The 18,395-nt window shown below is 59.2% G+C and carries 12 protein-coding genes; all 12 read right to left on the bottom strand.

Going from position 1 to position 18,395, the window contains the following annotated elements; genetic code table 11:
- Positions 1-206: 206 nt before the first annotated feature.
- The 12 genes from ABI582_RS18905 to rfbF all read right to left on the bottom strand — a co-directional run bounded on the left by ABI582_RS18905 (position 207) and on the right by rfbF (position 18,387).
- Positions 207-5,312 carry a glycosyltransferase gene (locus ABI582_RS18905; protein ID WP_442119923.1) on the bottom strand — a complete coding sequence of 1,702 codons (5,106 nt, stop codon included), beginning with the start codon at positions 5,310-5,312 and terminating at the stop codon, positions 207-209.
- 100 nt (positions 5,313-5,412) lie between these two features.
- A complete protein-coding gene (locus ABI582_RS18900; protein WP_442119922.1) occupies positions 5,413-6,474 on the bottom strand; it encodes an NAD-dependent epimerase/dehydratase family protein in 1,062 nt (353 codons plus the stop codon).
- Positions 6,475-6,566: 92 nt separating this feature from the next.
- The gene (locus tag ABI582_RS18895) at positions 6,567-7,886 is read right to left on the bottom strand and encodes an FkbM family methyltransferase (protein WP_442119921.1); all 1,320 of its coding nucleotides are present in this window, start codon (positions 7,884-7,886) and stop codon (positions 6,567-6,569) included.
- A gap of 86 nt (positions 7,887-7,972) precedes the next feature.
- Positions 7,973-8,887, bottom strand: a complete 915-nt coding sequence (locus tag ABI582_RS18890) for a hypothetical protein (protein ID WP_442119920.1) — start codon at positions 8,885-8,887, stop codon at positions 7,973-7,975.
- Positions 8,887-10,176, bottom strand: coding sequence for a hypothetical protein (locus ABI582_RS18885; protein WP_442119919.1), 1,290 nt, complete (start codon positions 10,174-10,176; stop codon positions 8,887-8,889). Before ABI582_RS18885 ends, ABI582_RS18890 begins: the two co-directional genes overlap by 1 nt.
- Positions 10,164-11,144, bottom strand: coding sequence for a hypothetical protein (locus ABI582_RS18880; protein WP_442119918.1), 981 nt, complete (start codon positions 11,142-11,144; stop codon positions 10,164-10,166). Before ABI582_RS18880 ends, ABI582_RS18885 begins: the two co-directional genes overlap by 13 nt.
- Before the next feature lie 133 nt (positions 11,145-11,277).
- Positions 11,278-13,083 (bottom strand): thiamine pyrophosphate-binding protein, encoded by a 1,806-nt coding sequence (locus ABI582_RS18875; protein WP_442119917.1) that lies wholly within the window; start codon positions 13,081-13,083, stop codon positions 11,278-11,280.
- Positions 13,084-13,109: 26 nt separating this feature from the next.
- Positions 13,110-15,008: an N-acetylneuraminate synthase family protein gene (locus ABI582_RS18870; RefSeq protein WP_442119916.1), complete on the bottom strand. Its 1,899-nt coding sequence runs from the start codon at positions 15,006-15,008 to the stop codon at positions 13,110-13,112.
- Entirely contained in the window at positions 15,005-15,244 is a 240-nt protein-coding gene (locus tag ABI582_RS18865; RefSeq protein ID WP_442119915.1) for a hypothetical protein, read from the bottom strand. The genes ABI582_RS18870 and ABI582_RS18865 overlap by 4 nt, the downstream gene beginning before the upstream one ends.
- Positions 15,244-16,566: a lipopolysaccharide biosynthesis protein RfbH gene (gene rfbH, locus ABI582_RS18860; protein ID WP_442119914.1), complete on the bottom strand. Its 1,323-nt coding sequence runs from the start codon at positions 16,564-16,566 to the stop codon at positions 15,244-15,246. The genes ABI582_RS18865 and rfbH overlap by 1 nt, the downstream gene beginning before the upstream one ends.
- Positions 16,559-17,626 carry a CDP-glucose 4,6-dehydratase gene (gene rfbG / locus ABI582_RS18855; RefSeq protein ID WP_442119949.1) on the bottom strand — a complete coding sequence of 356 codons (1,068 nt, stop codon included), beginning with the start codon at positions 17,624-17,626 and terminating at the stop codon, positions 16,559-16,561. Before rfbG ends, rfbH begins: the two co-directional genes overlap by 8 nt.
- The gene (rfbF, locus tag ABI582_RS18850) at positions 17,617-18,387 is read right to left on the bottom strand and encodes a glucose-1-phosphate cytidylyltransferase (protein ID WP_442119913.1); all 771 of its coding nucleotides are present in this window, start codon (positions 18,385-18,387) and stop codon (positions 17,617-17,619) included. Before rfbF ends, rfbG begins: the two co-directional genes overlap by 10 nt.
- Between the last annotated feature and the right edge of the window lie 8 nt (positions 18,388-18,395).

Raw genomic sequence — 18,395 nt, 5'->3', positions numbered from 1 at the left:
TCTCTCGCGTGGCTGACCGTCATAAAAACGGTGTGTTGCCAGCGGTGTAGCAATAGCCGTGCCGGAGATGAGGGTTTTTATTGCCTGTGCGGGCCTCTTCGCGGGTAAACCCGCTCCCACAGGGACTGCGCAAAGCTCAGGGCCTGCGCTGTACCTGTGGGAGCGGGTTTACCCGCGAAGAGGCCCGCACAGGCGACCGCCGTGTATCAGTCCGGCAGCCAGGCCTTGCGCCAGTTGCTCAGGTTGTCGCCTTCGAGCATCCAGCCGCCCAGCACTGCATTGCGCAGGGCATCGCCCGCCTTCGCCGTGGCATCCAGATCAGAGATGTGCATGCGAATGGCATCTACCCAGCCTCGGAAACGGTTCTTCACCAGTGTGACCGGCAAATCGCTGTAGCCTTGGTAGCAACGCAGGTCGCTGGCGATCACCGGGAAACCACAGGCGCCGTACTCCAGCAAACGCAGGTTGCTCTTGCACTCGTTGAACAGGTTCTGCTCGACGGGCGCCAGGGCCAGGTCCAGGTTCATGCTGGCCAGCTTCGCGGGGTATTGCTCGATCGAAACACCCTCGTGGAACTCATGAACATAAGGCCGCAGCTTGTCCGGGCACATCCCGAAGAACACCCACTCCACCTCGTTGGCCAATTCCTTGACCACGTCCGCGATCACTTCCAGGTCGCCCGTGTGGCTCGCCCCACCCGCCCAGCCGACACGCGGTTTGCGGGACTGCCGGCGCAGGGCACTGAGGCCTTTCCAGTAGCGGGTGTCCAGCGTGTTGGGCACCACTCGGATATCGTCATGCAGGCCGGCGAAGGCTTCGGCCAGCGGCTGCGTGGAGACGACGAAGCGGTCCACGTAGGTCAACCCATGACGAATAGAGCGCAGAATATCTTTGGGCATATGCGCCCTGTGCACGCTCTTGAGCGGCAGATTAGGCAGATAGTCGTCCAGCTCATAAACCTTGAAAGCCCGCGAAAACGCATGCATCCGGCGCATGTGTTCAATCTGATCGTCGTCAACCTGGCGCTGCAGGATGATGCTGTCCGGCTGGTAACGCTCAAGCTCTGTGAGCGCCAAGTGATTCCATGACAGCAGCCCCTCGGCCAGCCCTTCGCGCCGCAAGGCATCGAGCGGCTGGATGACCCGATAGTTGCCACAACCTTGCCCGTCCCCCGCATGGGCCAGGATAGTCGGCAGCGGTTTCCAGGACGACAGCGGCCGCCAGCAAAGCTCGGAAGGCGCCAAGCCGAGGCCATTGTTGGAAGACAGCGAGAAGTTCGGGTTGTGGAACGCGTCGCGTGCCAGTACTGGCAGCCAGCGGTCATACAAGGCATCTTCTTCTGCGGCGGTGGCGGGCGTCACCGCATCTTCACTGAGCAGCAATTGAACACGCGGCGTCCACACGTTCAGGTAGCCGCCACGGTGCAGGCGTAGGCACAGATCAACATCCGTCCAGCGCTGCAACTCGGGGGCCTCGTCGAAACCGCCCGCCTCCAGGAACAGGCTTTTGTTCACCAGCAGGCACTTGCCGCTCACTGCGACATAGTTCTGGTCCACTTGCAGGCGCTGCAGATAGCCGGACGCGTCCATCGGCTGACCGGCAAAAGCTTCGCCAACAGGGCCATTCAGGCCGAGCACGAAACCGGCATGGCTGATGGTAGCGTCCCCCGCCACCAGTTTGGCCCCCACCACGCCGACTTCCTGGCGCATGCCGTGGTTGAGCATCTGCTGCAACCAATCGTTATCGAGCACCGCAGCGCCTTCGTCCAGCCACAGCAGGAAATCACCACGGGCCTGCCCGGCGGCCTGGTTGCGCATTTGCACAGGCGCCATACCAGCCGGGAAACGCATGCAACGAATGGCATCGGTGCCAAGCCGGGCAACGTTGTCGAGCCACCCGTTTACTGACGGGCCGGCATTATCACGCGCCAGCAGCAGCACCTCGTAGTTTCGATAGGTTGTCTTCTCCAGAATGGTTTCCATGCAACGCTGCACCCGCTCGGTGCTGTTGCCCTGGAGCAGGATCAGGATGCTGACCGGCGCGTCGCCGGGGGCGCCATAGTCCAGATCATAACGCCCGGGCAGACGAGACCCGATGCGCGCCTGGGCAAAACCGCGTGCATGCAGATGGCGCTGAATGACCCCGCGCTCGTCCGGGCAGTCGCGCAACGAAGGGCCATCACAGATCAACAACGGCTCGCTGATATGCCCCAGCCCTTCGAAACCGGCAGACTCGATCAGGCGCAGGATGTAATCCAGCTCGAACGCCTGGCCCGCTTCCTGGCGGAAGCCGCCCATTTCCAGCCACACCTGACGGTTGAACAGCCAGTGACGTGACATGCTTGCTGGGAAACTGAGCAGTAGATCAAGGTTGAGATCAGGGCGCAGCACAGCGCCCATTTCTGCCCCATCGGAACGCAAACCCTCATCACCATAAACGGCCCGACAGCCCGGCGCCGCCAACAGGTCAAGCGCGGCAATCAGCAAGCCGCTTGCAGTGAACTCACTCCCCGCCTCTACCAGCATGAACCAGTCGAACTCACCCGCCTGAACAGCCAGGTTCAGCTGATCGCTCAAGCTGGCATCGGTCAAACGCATGAAATGCAGCTTGTCCTGCGCTGAAGTGGCGGGGACCTCGCCCGGCGTCAGCGCCAAAATTTTCAAAGTGGAATAAAGGCAGTGATCGCTACCCAGGCTTTGCAGAGAAGCTGTCAATGCATCGGCGCGCCCGTCAGCGCCCACCACGATTACCCCGATCACAGGGCCGCCATGATTCGCGTGCAGACGCTGAGCGATCAAGCGGCTCTGCATGGCATCCGGAACGCGTTCGGCCAGCCAGGTTTGCAGCGTCAACGCCTTGGGCTTGCCACCCAGATGCTCCAGCATTTGCTGACGCCCGCGGCTTACTTCTTCGCTGCCGACGTCGCCATGGCGGGCATACAACTCGCGATAAAGCGCTGGGTAATCTTTCAGTGCCTGCTCGGAACGTCGTGCAGGCGCACTGTCATCCAGGCGCATACGGACTTCCACCGTCTCGCAGCGAACATGATGGAAAGCGCTTCGCGCGCTCAGGCGCATGAGGAAATCCCAATCCTCCAAGCCTGCCAGCGACTCATCGAAGTCCCCCACTGACAGTGCGAGCGCGCGTGGGCAGGCAAACGTGTTGATCGGGATGTAGTTGTTTACCAGCAAACGCTCCCGGGAGTAAGCCTCGTGTGGATAGCGTTGTTCACGCGCCACCTCGGTCCGCTTGCCCGCCGTAATCGTTTCCTGAATGAAGACTGCATCTGTGTACACCACACTGTCGGGGTGGGTACCCAGCGCTTTGGCCAATGTTTCAAGATGGTCAGGCAGGTACAGGTCGTCGTCGTCCAGGTACACGACATATCGACCACGGGCTAGGTGCAAAGCGGTATTACGGGCCGCGGCAGGGCCGCGATTACGGCCTTGGCGGATATAGGTGATGGGGAAATCGTAGTCAGCCAGCAGCGACTCGACCGGCTCGCCGTTATCGTTGACCAGAATGACGTCAAGGTCCTTGAATGACTGATGAGCAATGCTGTTCAGCGCATCCTTGAGCAATTGCGGGCGGTTAAACGTGGTCAATATGATGGAGAACAGCGTTCTCTCGGCGTCTTGCGCAAGGGCTTCCAGACGCCCACACAATTGCCGAATCCGTTTGCCCAGCCCGGTATCCTGCTCTTGCGGATAAAGTGTCAGTCGCCGCTTGAGGTGCGCAGCAACTTCGCGTTCATAGCCTTTCAGCCGCCCTTCGTTACCACGCTCAAATACGCCTTCGAGAATACAGGTGTGCCCTTCCAGTGGTGCGGAGGAGACATAAAACTCATGGGAATGCTGTGCAGCATGAACTCGGTAGCTCACACCGGGAACAGTGGTGAAGACGAAGTCGGGATAAAGCTCCGCCAGCTGAACCATGAGCTGCCAATCACCAGACCCGCGAATTCTGACATCACGGCGCCAGGCTTTGAAAAAGGCAGCCCTCCGAATGATGGCCGCAGAGGGGGTGACATAGCTGTCGTAAACCAAAAGGTCCGCGACCTCATTACGCCCGCCAATATAATCAGCACTACGATGACCTGGGTGGCTAGGACCCACCAATGGCTCACCCTGCTCGCCAACCCAACATATCGGACTGTAGGCTACCGCGACCTCCGGATTGGTTTCCATCAATGGGAGGAGACGCTGCAGATGACCCGGATTCATAAAATCGTCGGCCATGAATAAAATTATGTACTTCCCTTTGGCCGCCCAAAATCCATTATGCGAACTGTTTCCGGCTCCAATATTTCGCCGATTACGCATATAGCGCACCCGCGCATCAGACGAAAACTCCGCCATGACCAATTGAGTGTTGTCCGTCGAGGCATTATCCACAACGAGAATTTCAACGCTCTCAATACCCTGACTCAAAATGGACCGTACTGTCTGCCCTACATAACGACCATAGTTATATGTCGGAATAACCACACTCAACAACGGCGCATTACCCCGCACCTCAGCAGCATCCAGTGCAACAGCGGAAGTTAACGCATTGATCCAAATGTCAACGGTGTAAGGATAAATACGCTCATCCGGTCGCGCACTGCCCTGCATGAGAAAAGACCGTAGGCGGTTCGCTAGCGTCTCGTAGTCGAGCCAGGCCATACTATCAAGAAAGGCGAGCAAATCCGTTTTATTGGTAAATGCACTACCGTCAACATAGCAATCCGCCGGAAACCACGCGGGCACCGCAGCGACTGCGGTATGCACAGGAACGGCGCCAGATAAGAGACAAGATTGCCACTGAGGTGACAGCCAATCAGATAACTCGGGCTCAGCGTCACACAATGCGAAGTGCGCCCGATCCAGCTCGACATCGTCGCGCCCAAGCACACAGGCCTTTGCGCTAAAAGCAGGGCGCTGGTTCAATTCTGTAAGCGGTAGTTCCAGCGGCTGATTGAGTCGTACCAAGCGCTGGCCGGTGAACGCCTCTTTCGAGGGTAGAAATACCCTATCAAACTGTTCGAATAGCTGTGCGCCATCTCTAGAGCTGGCTAGCTGCATCAGATAGCGTCGAGTATCGGACGAGAATCTCAGCACTTGCGAGCCTGCATGAACCTGCTCAATCAAGAGGACACCGTCATAGTGACCAGTGACGTCGGCTACCACCACCCGCTCTAAGACAAGACCGTTGGCATTACCATAGGTCTGCAATGGGCCAAGAGGAAATAGAGCCTGCAACTTCTCCCATTGCTCATCGCTTAAAAGAAAAGCCTTCTGCTCCTGCCCTAGCTGAACCCCGGCGATACCCACTCGCCAAGGCTTCCCCTGGCAACTACCGCCTGCAATTGAGGCCCAATCCATCACGCATCCCCTCTGTCACGGCCTCGCTTACACGCAGCCTCGTTGAAATTCAATTTCGTTCACCCAGGGATTTCGCCCAGGCAGCCATGCTGTCGATCGATTGGTCCAGGCTGGTCCAGACGTCCAGCCCCAACCCACGGGCATGGCCGATATCCGGTACATAAAAGGAACGCTCCGAACCCTCGGGGCGCCCCATGATCCGCACCTGTTTTCCTTGAGCCACTCGCGAAACAACCCGACGCGCCAGATCGGCAATGCTGATCGCCTGATCGGAGCCAACGTTGTAGGCCTCGCCGGATTTGCCTCTTGCCAGCAACACCAACAGCCATGCAGCCAGATCTGCACCGTGCAAATAGCTACGCACCGCCGTCCCACAAGAGCGGATCACCACCTGATCCGCAAACAGGGCGTCACGAACAAAGTTGCCAATCGCGAAGTGGCCATCAAGCGGCAAACCTGGCCCCGAAAAGGCGAAGCAGCGCGCCATGATTACGTCAATGCCATGCGTCTGTGCATAAATCGCGCCCAAGGTTTCCTGTGCTCGCTTACCTTCGGCATACGCACTTACCGCGCTGTTGCTGACACAAGCGCTAGCGAAGCCTTCCGCGACCCCGGCGACCTCATCGGCTCCTCCCCGCAGAACCCCGTACTGTGCACCGGAGCCAGTAAAAAGCACGCGCGCCTGATCCCTTACTGCCAGGTCGAGCACCCGACGCGCACCGGTCATGATGGTGTCGAAAATTTCCAACGGTTTGCCATGGGCAGCCGCGGAAGTTTCGGTTGCCGCATGAATAATCAGATTGACAGGCTGACCCGGAACGGTCAGCAGATCACGCACATCACCACAGACCCAATGCAGCCAAGCGCACTCACGGTAACAAGGCTGCGCATCCAGAAATCGGGATGGGTTGCGTGACAGAACGGTGACATTCACACCTGCGCCTTGCAGGTTTAGTTGCTGAAACAACGCCAACAACCATGATCCAAAAAAACCTGTACCACCGGTCAATAGCACATGCTGCCCCGCGAGGGCGTTGTGCAAACCAAGCGTGGAGGGGACGGCAAGCAACGCATTTCTGATTACGGGTGAAAGCGAGGAAAATCCAGGCATTGGCGTCAGGGACTCATGGGTAGGTTAAACGCGGGAGTGGAGACGCCGCAGCAGTTCAGGCGCCCCCAAAGCATGGCCGCCTGGCCACAGGCCTAATAGAAATACAGGGTAATGTCTTCCAGAATGTCCGCGTACAAGCGCATGCCCACCTTGTAATCGCTGCGAATGGACTGCACTTCATCGATCAAGCACCAATAATCGTCAGAACGATGATAAGCACAGACTGCCAACGCGGGCCTGTCGCGCTCGATGATCATGCGTGCGCCCCGCAAGGCAGATGCCTCCATGCCCTCGATGTCGAGCTTGAACAAGCCAACCTTGCCCGGCACCACGGCATCCAGCGGTACACCCTGAATGAACGAGGTGATGCTTGCGGGAACATCACTGCTTAATTCTCCAGCAATGTCATACGAAAGCTCTGGCTGATAGATGGCCCGGCTGGGCACTTCGTCCAGCCCCATGTTGAACAGCCAGACACTGGGCCGGTCCGAGACACTCTTGAGCGCCTCGTAGTAAGCGGGTAATTCGGGTTCAAACAGCCAGGCCTGCTCGACCGGGCCAAAGTGTTTCTCCAGCCGATGCAGGGTATCGCCCGCTGCCGCGCCAGCGTCCACAAAGCGCGCTGCCTGTTCAGGCCGTACAAATGCCTTGTCGAAATACTCTTCATCCCAAGGCGACTTGGCCTGCTCGGCACACGCAATTGACAGGCGTGTGCGCATACCGATCAATGCTTCAAAAACCTTGCGTGATGGCTCATCGTCCAGGCACAAAAAAGCAGAAATGAACCGCCAGGGATCACGTAATGGTGCCTCTGCAAAACTGGAAAACTTCTCGCACCCCAGGCCAGGCCCCGCGCCATCCAGCGCGTATAGAAATTCATGCATGTTGACCAGGCGAATCCCCGGCACCTGACCCAATTGCCTGGAAATGGCGTTGCCATGCCTGCCACTCGCGACAACGACGACCGCGTTGTCCAAAGAAAGGCTGGATGGGTGAGCGATCGAGATCCCCTCCATTGAACCGCCTTCCTTCGCCCGGTCATTGTCGAGAAAACCTTTGACCTCAACGCCTAGCGTTTGCGCGTGAAGCGCCAATCGCAAACCGACCTTGAAGGCCCCAAAGATATAGAACCCCTCACTCAGCCAGCCGAGCGCCTGCTTCTTTAGCGCCGCCAAATCGGCCAGGCCAGTGTTCGAGTCCAGCAAGCGCCTGATATTGGGGTAATTATCCAGACGTGATAATGCCTCCAGCCGAGACGGGTGCCTGATCACGATGTGATCTTGAGCATCACGCAGAGGCGCATCCGACCAGCAAACCGGCAAACGCTCGCCAGACGGAAGTGCAAATGAATAGATGCAACCCTTCTGCATCGCTGAAAAATTGGCGCCGAGTGAGGACAAGCCAGCATTCATCATATTACCTGCCTAACCGTTTGGAATGGCCACGAACTGCCATCCCGCAACATAAAATAAAACCAAGCACCTGAAAAAATCGTTTGTCACTCGATAACGATATCGAACAGTGCATCCGTGCGCTGCGGGTACAGTGCCGCCAAGCGCGGCCTGATACGCTCCAGCCTCTCAGCGATCCACTGATTCAACGTCAAGTTCGGATCAATCAGTAGCTTTTCTTTTGCAGACGTGGTGCTGCCGTTAACATCGACATAGTGCCGCGCAATTCCCGACACCTTTGCATCATCGAGATAATTCAGCATGACCGAAACATCAGGCGGCGGTACGTCGAGGCGGTCAAGCGCATACTCGATCGCCAAAATATCGTTGATGCTTTGCAGGTAGGTACGTAGCCTGACATTGCCCTCATCCACAAGATAGTGCTGAAGCCGGCCGTAAGTCGTTACGAAGCGGCGCTTGCAAAAGTCATAGACCCGAAGCAGGTTTTTCATCTCTGCAAAATTTTCACGCACGCTACCCAAGCGATCCGTCAACACACCGTTGCCGTAATAGAACATATCGGAAAAAATCGAGGCAACCTTGGGAGAGCTGCAACCAGGCACCACAGTGATATCGAACGCGGCGTCATGGACGGTCAGAGAGTTAAGATGATGAGGGTATGCCTGCGAAAATACAGCCTCCGGCATATCCATAAATTTCAAAGCACACAGTTCAATATCAGCAAGCAACAAGTTTACCTGCCCTGCCATGTGCTCTGCGCCCAGCAGCGGGGTCTTGTTATTGATAACATCATACTGCTTGGAGGTGATTGCCCGCTGCGGCTCGTAAAACGCAAGCAGGTCATAATCAGACGAAGCATTCCCCATACCAAGAGGAATAGAGCCCATCAGCGAATAGCACAAAACGCGTACCGGGCAGTGCTGCTCCATTCGCTGGATAACATCATCCACCGGCGCCTGCAAGTCAGGCTGCGCACACACATCAATCAGTTGCGCACGCATTATCGAGCCACCCACTCATCCAGTAAAAAGTCATACGCTTCGAGCGCAGCGGCCGACCGTGCGAAGCGATCGGATATGCGGTACAAATCCCTGACGCCACGGTCAAACTCGCTTTCTTGATAAGCATGGCAAACCGAGCAACCTAGCAGCGCAAACGCCTGTGCCAGCGGCTCGAGATCAGCACTTTCTGCCCGCAGATGAATGCCGCGGAGGCTGACCCTGCCGGTTTCGCTGAAGTTTCTCAGTACCAGCACCCGGCACAACTTCAGCAACGTCTCATAGTAGGCACTTTCTGCCCGATACGGCGCTCTCAGAAGATACGAGTGCATTACTGGATAGGGCAATTCAGCGATACCTGATCGCACCATGCAGTCAATCAGCGCTTTCAAAGCGGGGCGATTAAGGTAGGCCTCATAGTCCGCACTCGACAGCTTGAGCGGAACCAGTGATCGCTTGCGATGAATCTGGAAGGCGGCACGGTGTTTGCCGCTGTCCATGTTGAAGTGGTTTTCTTCACTGTTCCAGTCCGCCTTCACCGCATGGTTCAAGAAGAACAAGGGATCGATAGATTCCGTTTGCCGCATGCGCTCATACACCTGCCTACGGCTTCTCAGCACGTTATCCACCCACGCGGCCGTTTGCGCGATACCAAATTGATCAGCCGCGTTGCGACAGTAAAGGTCCATGTAGTGGTCCGGTGTTGCGCCCGCCTCACCGTCAAACCACTTGAACAGCTCCAGGTAGGGGAACAGGGTAAACACCGGACTGTCCTGGAACAGGCCATTCCCGTTACGGCGTGCACAGACCAACAAGGCCGGTATCCACGCCAGCACGTCCCCCGACGCGTCACTGATGAGCGCATCATCCTTGTAGTCCGGATGAAAAAGCCCTCTCAATGCAGGGATCTCAACGGGCAAGGTCAGCTGTTCGTCAATGATATGGTTATGAAGCTTTGCCATCTGCGCCCGGTCTTCAGCAGATCGCCACGACATGTTGGACCCATTCACCGGGCAAAAAATGACCCGTTCGAACCCCTCTGCGGCCAAGCCAAGCGCAATGCTTTCGTGCTCAAAAATATTGTTTACACAAATGATCACGAGTGCAGATTTGTCTGCATGCCCGACACTTGTGACCGGCAGCCCCTCGTGACGCTCTATTTCGGCAGCACGCTTGTCAATAAAGCCTGTGACATTGCAGCTAGCCCTCAGATAACGCGAAACCATCGTCCCACGATGGGCGGCACCGTAAAGAACTATCGGCGTCTCGGCAGTCCAGATCAAAACGGGCATACCCCCTTGAGCAGGCGCATAAACTCAGCGTCGGGCTCACGCTCGACTACGGGGAATGACATAAAAGCAGGATGCTTGACGAGTACAGGAAGCGTTTGCAGATGCCTGCAATAATCCATCAGCGCTTGCGCCTGCAGCTCTCTAAAATAAGCCTCCCACTCCGTCCGCTTCATTTTAAGCGGAATGCCGTAAAAACCCTGACGCTCCAAATAGAAGGCGCGATGAGAGCCATCGAGGATGTTGAAACGATGCGAACCGACATCAAACACCGCGACAGACGCAGCCTCGCGATAATAGTCCCCCATATCAAAAAATGTTTTCGCGCGATAAAAATCCAACTGCGCCTTGGTGAAAAAGGCATCATACGGAATTAACGCTTCAACGACCGGATCACCCAAAGGGACGTTAGTCGTCCTATCCATAACATCCTGCCCTTGATCTTGCCACTTGAAGTAGTCAGCGTAATCGTGCACTACCCCTTCGTAGCATCGCCTCGCGGTATACACATAATCCTTATGCACGATGGCGGTCACATAATCTGACAGCGTACTCAATAGATAGTCGCCCGCACGCACGGCATACAGCTCGTCAAAGCTGGAAAACGGTACTGCATAATCACCAGAGTAAAATGCGTTCCACGCCCGCGTCATGGCCGCCGCCTTTTCTCCACGAAGAAATACGGGCAGGTGCAACACCTTCGTATATCCGATACTTCGCAAGGCATGCGCAATCTGGGGGTGGGCAAGGCCATTTCCTATGGCGACGAAAACCGGGGAATTTCCGCTCCTTAGAATGCACTCCTCCACGGCCATCACCGGCACGGGCGCATTCGTTACGCCTTCCGGGTTGCGGTCAATGATAGCGTGAACCTTCACACCGCCCTGCATCAAGCGCCGGCATAAACCAACACCTATCTGGCCGCCACCATAAATAACGATAGGATCGTCTGCCGTGAAAATTTTATTCATAGTTCGCACGTCCAATTTCCTTGCAAACAATCGCTACGCGTTTCGCTGATGAAAATCATCGAGCTGCGGAAAACGAATGATGTTTCACAACTGATGCCGAGCAGCGCGCTTTGACGCACAATTTCGTACACCTTCATCCCTGAGGATCCAGCGAAACAGACATGTGCTGTGCCAGCTCCCCTCTGCTGAGGAACGGGTACAAGTCTTCCAGAGCGCCAGTTACCGGTTTGCCGTTTTCGTCAATAGAGGTCATGACGCGCGGCACCCTTGGCTCCTCGACGTGAACCAGCACTTCGCAAAGCACCGGGCCATCGCGGTCCAGCACAGCCTGCAGGCTGGCCTCCAGATTGGTATGCGACTCGATGCGCGCATATTCCACACCATATGCACTGGCCAGTTGCACCAAGTCCGGCAGCTGCAGGCCGCTGCTGGCATCGGCACCCACCAGCAGTTTGAAATGGGCACTTTGCGACGCACGAATCGAGGCGTAGCCTTGATTGTTGATGACGAAGCATTTAACCGGCAGCTTCTGAGTGGCCAGGGTTGCCAACTCCTGGATGTTCAACTGCAAACCGCCATCGCCTTCAACACATATAGTCCGCTGGCGGCCAGAGGCCAGACACGCGCCAATTGCCGAAGGGATGCCAAAGCCCATCGACCCTGTGCCACGATTGTGGAAGCAACGCTGGCCCTTCTTGAGCCGCAGATTGAGCAGGAACAACTCGCAGGCGAACCCAGAGCTGCCCGGCGCGATTACGTCACCTTCAGTGAGCAGCGAGGACAGCTGGTCCGTGAAGTAGTACATGCTCACGCCCTGACTGTCGTCGGCGTGTTCGCTCTGCAGCAGCGGGTATTGCTTGCGCCATTGCGCAATGCGCGCCACCCAGTCGGCGTAGGACGGCAGGCGATCACGGGAAATCTGTGCAGCCAAGGCTTCAATGAACGGTTTCACATCCGAGACGACGGAGACCTCGATGGGCATCTGCAACTTGGCGATTTCCGCCGGATCGATATCCACCACAACTTTCTTCGCATAAGGTGCGAAGTGAGCATGGTTGTAGGCAGTCAGCGCCATATCCAGGCGCGAACCAAGCACGATCAGCAGGTCGCAGTTCTGCAGCGCAAAGTTGGCCCAGCGCGGTGCTATGGAGCCTGGACGGCCGCCATAGAGCGGGTGCTCGTCCTCGATGATGTCCATGGCTAGCCAGGTGGGCATGACCGGTACGCCTGCGGCTTCGATCAACTGGTTGAATGCATCAACCGCACCCGCCATGCGAATACCACTGCCGGCGATGATGCCTGGGCGCTTGGCCTGGCGCAGCAAACTCACGGTTTGCTCGACCGCCGCACGGATGTCGGGTTGCTCCGCAGCCACGGGGCGCTGCGCCCGGCGCAAGGTCGCCGGGTCAATCCGGACAGCCTGAACGTCCAGCGGTACATCCAGCCATACCGGGCCTCGGCGCCCGCTGAGCGCGGCATGTTCGAGCTGGTCGAAGACTTCGGCGACCGCCTCGGGATCGGTCAGGGTGAAAGCCGCCTTGGTGATCGGCTCGACAATCGACACGATGTCGGCTTCCTGAACGCCCAGCATGCGCAGGCCGGTACCGGCTTTAAGGTCGGCACTCTTGACCTGGCCAGAAACGAAGAACACCGGCGTTGAGTCCAGCCAGGCACCCAACACTGCCGTAACCGTATTGGTCGCACCTGGGCCACAGGTCGTCATGCATGCTGCCGGGCCACCCGTGAGCTTGCCGGCTGCTTCGGCGGCAATAGCCGCCGCCTGCTCGTGCAGGCACAGCACCGGCTCCAGATCGGGGTGGCGCCCCAGGGCGTCATTGAGGTGCATCGCACCGCCGCCCGGCAGAAAGTAGACCTGCCCCACGCCCAGACGCGCCAGGCGCTCCATGATGTAATCTGCTACACGGACAGTCTGTGTCACCTTGAATACCCTCTCGAAACCGGCACTTAAGCAAGCCGCGTCAAAAACTGCAGCGCCGACCAGAAGCCGGCACCATGATCCTTGTGCCCTTGCCAGACTTCAGGAATGAAGCTGACCTCGGGATGATTGCGAATCTGCGCCCAGGTGGCCGGCCAGTCGATGTCGCCGGTACCCATCACTACGCCTTCGCCGTTGGTACCCTTGGCATCGGCCACGTGCAGGTGCGCCGAATGCGGCAGCAGCAGCGCCAGCGCGGCCTGGAAGTCGAGGCCGAAGTGGAAGCAGGTCATCTGCAGGTGCGACAGGTCCAGGCACAAGCGCAGGCCGTGCTCGCGGGCCTGCGCCGCCAGTTCGTCGGGCATCATGAAAATGTTCTGGTGGCGCTGGCCGCCGAAATGCCAAGGAAACGGCGGCATGTTCTGCGGGATCAGCTCGGTACCGGCAAAACCCACCTGGCGGCAGGCTTCATGGAAGCGCTCGTAGAGTTCGGGCCGCATGGCCAGCGGGCGCGGCGCGTCGGCGGAGAAACCGCCGATGTTGGCGACGATCAGCCGGGCATCAGCCCCAGGGAAGAACTCGCCGATCTGCAGGGTCGCATCGACCACGCGCTGCAGGTTGTCGATGGAGCGCCGACGGTAGGCCGGATCGTCCGCAACCAGATCCAGCAGCTCGCTGTTCTCGAACAGTTCCGGGGCGTGGACCACCAGGCGCGAGCAATGCACCTCGGCCAGGAACGGCTGCGGTTTCAGGCTGAGGTCGCGGTACGACAGGTGGAATTCGAACAGGTCCGGCTCGATGCGCCGACGGTAGTCGAGGAAGTCGTGGTAGCGCACCGGCACACCCCAGCGAATCGGCATGTCGAATGCCAGCTTCTGCTCGGTTTGCTGTTCCTGCAGGTCACTTTCAAAAAGGAAGTCGCCCTGGGCAATGTCGCGGTGGGCAGGCTTGCCCAGCAGTTCTGGCAGCCGGTACGGCGGCAGGCCCTGGCCTGGGCTGGCGATGCGCAGCATGCCCTGCTCCAGCACCGCGCCATGGGGGATATCGCGGGCAGCGATCACGCTCTTACCGAGGTTCTCGCGGTTCAGCAACTCACCCTGGCTGGCATGGCGCCCAGGCCCTTGCCAGGGCAGCGCCAGTTCCAGTTGGCGGATGCCGTCCACCAACTGGCGGAATTCGGTGGGTTCCAGGCTGGCCAAGTGATCCGGGCCTTCCATGTTGCGATCCAGGGTAATGTGGCGCTCCACCAACCGGGCGCCCAAGGCCACAGCGCCGAGGGTGATGGCAATACCGCGCTCATGGCCGGAATAGCCGACCAGGCCATGCAGCTCCTGCAGGCGACGCAGGTAGCCGAGCTGGATATCAGCTTCCGGTGCCGGATAGGCGCTGTTGCAGTGCAGCAGCGCGAAGGGCGTGCCCAGCGCGTTGAGCTGTTCGATGGCACGGATGATTTCGTGCTCGAACGACATGCCGGTAGACAGGATCAGCGGCTTGCCCAGGCTGGCGGCCTTGGCGATGAGGTAGGGGTTGCACAAGTCCGCCGAGGCAATTTTCAGGGCCGCCACGTCGAACTGGGCCAGGGCATCGACGCTAGGTTCATCCCAGGGGGTGCACAGATAAGTGATGCCCTTCTCAGCACAGTAGGCGCGCACCTGGCGGTGCTCGTCGAGGCTCAGTTCGACCTTGTCCAGCAGGTCCTGAATGTACTCCACACCGAGGTCTTCGGCACGCGAGCCGTCGGCCTTGCGCCGGTACAGCGCCTCGCGGTTACGCAGCTGGAACTTGACGCAGTCGGCGCCTGCCGCAATGGCGGCGTCAACCAGTTGCCTGGCTAATGCCAGCGAGCCGTTGTGGTTGTTGCCGGCTTCGGCGATGACGTAGACACGGTCGCCACCCAGGGCGATGCCGTCGAGAATAATTGGGGTCATTGGATTTTCGTCCGCCAGGAAGTTACACCGCAGGACTCGAAGCGAAAGCCTTGAGCCTGGCAGCCCAGTGCGCGCACCGCATGCACCACAAACTGGGGATGCTGGGGTTGTACGTAGAACAGGAAGAAACCAGCGCCACCGGCGCTCAGCAGCTTGCCGCCGAGCGAGCCAGCGGCAACCACGGCGGCGTAAATGTCATCGAAACGACCATGGCTGATTGCCGAGCAGAAGCGCATCAGCGCAGCCTCTGCAGGTAGGTTTCCAGGCAGCGCGCTGCATGTTCCAGGTGGTCATCGCTCAAGCCCGGCCACAGGCCGATCCAGAACGTGTCGTTCATGATCTTGTCGGTGACCGGCAATTCGCCGGAAACCCGGTAGTTCAGCCCCTGCATGTAGGGCTGGCGGGTCAGGTTGCCGGCAAACAGCAAGCGCGTGCCCACGCCCTGTTCATCCAGGTAGCGCACCAGCTCGACGCGATTGATGCCGCAGCCATCTCGCAGGGTGATCGGATAACCGAACCAGGAAGGGTCACTGTCGCGGGTGGCCTGCGGCAGGATCAGTTGGTCCGCACAACCGGCCAGGCGCTCGCTGAGCCACGTGAAGTTGCGTTTGCGCGCGGCCACGAAATCATCAACCCGGTCCATCTGCGCCAGCGCGCAGGCGGCCTGCATGTCGGTGATCTTCAGGTTGTAGCCCAGGTGCGAGTAGGTGTACTTGTGGTCGTAACCTTGCGGCAGGTCACCCATTTGCCAGCAGAAGCGCTTGCTGCAGGTGTTGTCCTCGCCCGGCGCGCAGTAGCAATCGCGGCCCCAGTCGCGGAACGATTCGATGATGCGCTTGAGCAACGGTGAATCGGTAAACACTGCGCCGCCCTCGCCCATGGTGATGTGGTGCGCCGGGTAGAAGCTGAGGGTGCCGATATCGCCAAAGCCGCCAACCATGCGGCCCTGGTAAGTGGAACCCAGGGCATCGCAGCAGTCTTCGATCAGCCACAGGCCGTACTTGTCGCACAGGGCGCGAACAACGCTGAGGTCGAAGGGGTTGCCCAGGGTATGCGCCAGCATGATGGCCTTGGTCTTCGGGCCGATGGCCGCTTCGATCAGCGCCGGGTCGATGTTGTAGGTGCCCATCTCGATATCGACGAACACCGGTACCGCGCCGAACTGCAGGATCGGGTTGACGGTGGTCGGGAAGCCGGCAGCAACGCCGATCACCTCGTCACCCGGCTTGATCGCCCGGTCGCCGAGGCGTGGCGAAGTCAGCGCGGAAAACGCCAGCAGGTTGGCCGACGAGCCAGAGTTGGTGGTAAGGACGCAACGACGCCCTAGGTACTTGGCCAGGCGCTTCTCGAACGCCTCGTTGAAGCGGCCGGTCGTCAGCCAGCCATCCAGCACGGCCTCGGTCATTGCCTGCAGCTCGCCGGCACCGATCACCTTGCCCGAAGGCGGAACGCTGCTCTGCCCCGCCACGAAGGGTTTGGGCGCCATCTGCAGCTCGGCATAGCGCCCGACCAGCTCGGCAATCTGTTGGCGCAACTGCTGCGCCGTACTGTCACTCATGGGTTCCGCCTTGGTGAACCGCGATCTGCTCGCGGGTAACGATGTTCATGTCACGCCCTGCGCGCCAGGCCAGATGCCAGTCCAGGGTATGTTCAAGGGTGTCATCCAGCGACCAGCGTGGCGCCCAGCCAAGCAGCTGCCGCGCCTTGCTGGAGTCCAGCGCCAGCAGGCCGGCCTCGTGCGGCTGGGCATCGCCGGCCACCGACCAGCGGGCCTCGCCTGGCCAGCGCTCGGCAAAGCGCCGGACGATCTCGCCCACGCTGGCCAACCCTGCACTGTCAGGGCCGAAGTTCCAGGCTGTGGCGTGCTGCTCGGCATCAGTAAACAAACCCTGCGCCAGCTGCAGGTAGCCCATCAGCGGGTCGAGCACGTGCTGCCAGGGGCGCGTCGCATGGGGATAGCGCAAGATCACTTCTTCACCGTCTTGCCAGGCGCGAAAGATATCCGGCAGCAAGCGCTCGGCAGACCAGTCCCCGCCACCCAGAACGTTGCCAGCACGTGCCGTGGCCAGGGCCACGCCGGCGGAGCGCAGGTACGAGTCGCGGTAGCTGGCGCACAGCAGTTCGACGCAGGCCTTGCTGCTGCTATAGGGGTCGAAGCCGCCCAGGGCATCCTGCTCGCGGTAGGGCCAGGGCCACTCGCGGTTGTCGTAGCACTTGTCAGTGGTTACCACCAGCACCGCACGTACCGAGGGCGTGGCACGCACCGCTTCCAGCAGGTTGAGCGTACCCATGACGTTGGTGGCGTAGGTGTCGCCTGGTGCACGGAAGGACTCGCGCACCAGCGGCTGAGCTGCCAGGTGCAGCACCAGCTCGGGTTGGAAATCCTGCAGGGCACGGGCCAGGGCCGAGGCATCACGGATATCGGCGAAATCACCTGGAATCTGCTGTTGCAGTTGCGCAACCTGCCACAGCGATGGCGTGGTGGCGGCAGGCAAGGCGAAACCGCGCAGCTCGGCGCCAAGCTGGCGCAGCCACACGGCCAGCCAGCCGCCCTTGAAACCGGTATGCCCGGTCAGCAGGACTCGGCGGCCCGCCCAGAATGCCGGGCTCAACGCCATAGCTGCCATGCTGCGTCGCCGTTTTTCCAGTGGGTTTCAAGCAGCTTGCGATCACGCAGGGTATCCATCGGCTGCCAGAAGCCACGGTGCAAGTGGCTCATCAGCTGGCCGTCTTCGGCCAGACGGCGCAAGGGCTCGTCTTCCCAGGTGGTGGCATCGCCCTGGATGTATTCGAGCACGGCCGGTTCAAGCACGAAGAAGCCGCCATTGATCCAGGCACCGTCGCCCGCCGGCTTTTCCTGAAAGCCACGCACCTGCTCGCCGTGCACGTCCAAGGCGCCATAGCGACCCGGCGGCTGTACAGCGGTAACCGTGGCCATCTTGCCGTGCTGGCGGTGGAATTCGATCAGGCGCGGAATATCGACGTCGGACACACCGTCGCCGTAAGTGAGGCAGAAGGTTTCATCGCCCACGTAATCGCGAACACGCTTCAGGCGGCCACCGGTGGCTGTGTTTTCACCGGTATCCACCAGGGTCACCCGCCATGGCTCGGCGTGGCGGTTATGGATATCCATGCGGTTTTCGGCCATGTCGAAGGTCACGTCCGACATGTGCAGGAAGTAGTTGGCGAAGTACTCCTTGATCACATAGCCCTTGTAGCCCAGGCAAATGACGAAGTCGTTAATTCCGTAGTGCGAGTAGATCTTCATGATGTGCCAGATGATCGGCTTGCCGCCTATCTCGATCATCGGCTTGGGGCGCAGGTGAGATTCTTCGCTGATGCGTGTGCCCAGCCCACCGGCCAGAATGACTGCTTTCATTGTACTGT

It is taken from the genome of Pseudomonas sp. SAS7, from assembly GCF_052112345.1.
GTDB lineage: Bacteria > Pseudomonadota > Gammaproteobacteria > Pseudomonadales > Pseudomonadaceae > Aquipseudomonas > Aquipseudomonas putida_Q.
Note: the sequence above shows the minus strand (reverse complement) of the source record. Positions and strands in the feature narration are given on the sequence as shown.